This is a genomic window from Campylobacter sp. 2018MI13 (assembly GCF_018501135.1).
GTDB lineage: Bacteria > Campylobacterota > Campylobacteria > Campylobacterales > Campylobacteraceae > Campylobacter_E.
Map to the genome: position 1 here is coordinate 1 of NZ_JAHCZC010000138.1, position 1,855 is coordinate 1,855.

Annotated in this window: 1 protein-coding gene; it reads right to left on the bottom strand. The window is 26.2% G+C overall.

Annotated features, from left to right (window positions below):
• A partial coding sequence (locus tag KJQ99_RS09270; RefSeq protein ID WP_214150646.1) for an autotransporter outer membrane beta-barrel domain-containing protein occupies positions 1-1,855 on the bottom strand: 1,855 nt, incomplete at both ends.

Consider the following 1,855-nt stretch of genomic DNA (forward strand, 5'->3'; position numbering starts at 1 on the left):
AGTTGTTATTAGTAGTAGCACTAAGTTTACCATTATTTACTGATACATTGCCTAAAAAGGTATTATTATCAGCTTTTACTTCGGTATTTGTATTTGTAATAATTACATCGCCTTTAAAGGTATTATTAGTTCCACTTATTTGACCTATATTCACATTACCTTCAAAGGTATTATTAGTTCCACTTACTTCCCCCATACTTACATTATCTTCATAAAAAGCTCCATCAGTTTTTAAAATACCACTACCTGTTACTTTTTCTGATACCTTTGAGCCTTCTTCTACATTTATAAAGCCTTCGTTTTTTATTTCTCCTTTGATTTCTGAGCCGTTTATTACACTTACTTTTGCACCTTTACTATCAATTACTATGCCTTGCTCTAATGTAGCTTTATCTAAGACATTGTTTTTACTATCGCCTGTAATAGTTAGAGTTTGTTTAAATATAGAACCAACTGCACTTATGCTATCAGCACTAACCTGACCTTGAAAAGTGCTTAATTCATCGCTTAATAATTTATTTGCAGTTATATCTCCACTAAAGATTGTATTGCTTGATTTAAAGTCGTTGCCTACTTTGAAATTTCCATCAATAGTAGTTTGGCTTTCGTTATTTATAGTTAAATCGTTTGTAACATTTATAGTATTAGTAGAACCATCAGCTTTATTAGTAATACTAGAATTATTTAAAGTTAAATTATTAGCAGTTATATCGCCTTTAATATTAGAATTATTTAATTCCATATTATTTGTAGTATTAATACTACCTTGAATAATTGTATTGCTTGATTTAAAGTCGTTGCCTACTTTAAAATTTCCTGTGATGGTTTTTGCTTCAGTATTTTCAATAATTACATTATTTGCAATATCTATTAAATTTGAATTTAAATCAGAATTTAAAAGCTTTAATTCACTACCTTTTATATCACCTTTGATACTAGAATTGCTAATATCAATATTATTAGTAGCTTCTATTTTGCCGATTAATTCACTATTATCTGTTTTTATGTTGGTAATAAGAGAATCTCCTGTTAGTTTTGAATTGTATATCTCTAATTCTTCCCCATCAACCAATGCTTCTATAATAGCACCACCTTTTATAATAACCTTAGTATTATCTTGAGTTGAAATATCATTTACTCCTGGAACTATAAAAGTATCAGTTCCATATAATTTATTAGCTTTTATATATCCGCCATTTATAGTAATTTCTTTTGCAAAAATCCCACTATTTTCTACATTATTTATATAATTTACATTATTTAATTCTAATTTTGGAATTCTAGTATATAAATCATTTTTATTTAAAGCCCCAATTCCTGTATCTACTAATTTAGTATTATTAATAATCACTTCACTATCAAAATCTGCTGAAGCAGATTGATTAATAGCTGAATTAATTATCTCACTATCATTTATTGTAACCTTAGTATTATCCCAAATCGTAATATGATGTTTTGTAACATCCCAAGCATTATCATTAGATATTTTTACATTATCTAATTCATTTGTATTATAAAAATCAATCCTATTAAGATTTGAATCCAAAACTGCATTTTTAATAACACTATCTTTATATGTTGAAATTCCATTAGATTTTAATGTTATTTTATCTTTATCGTTATTTATAATTTGATGATTTTCAATAGTCAATGCGCCACTTGCTGTGATATTTTTATTATTGTATTTTGCATCATTTTTAATAGTAATATTTTTGGCATTTAAATCTGTGGTTAAAGTAGAATTATCTAAAATAAAATTATTAACCTTGCTAATATCAGAACTAATTGTAGTGCCATTTATAACTTCTAAAGTATTCGTATTTAAAGTAGCTTCTACTATAGAATTATCTACAAC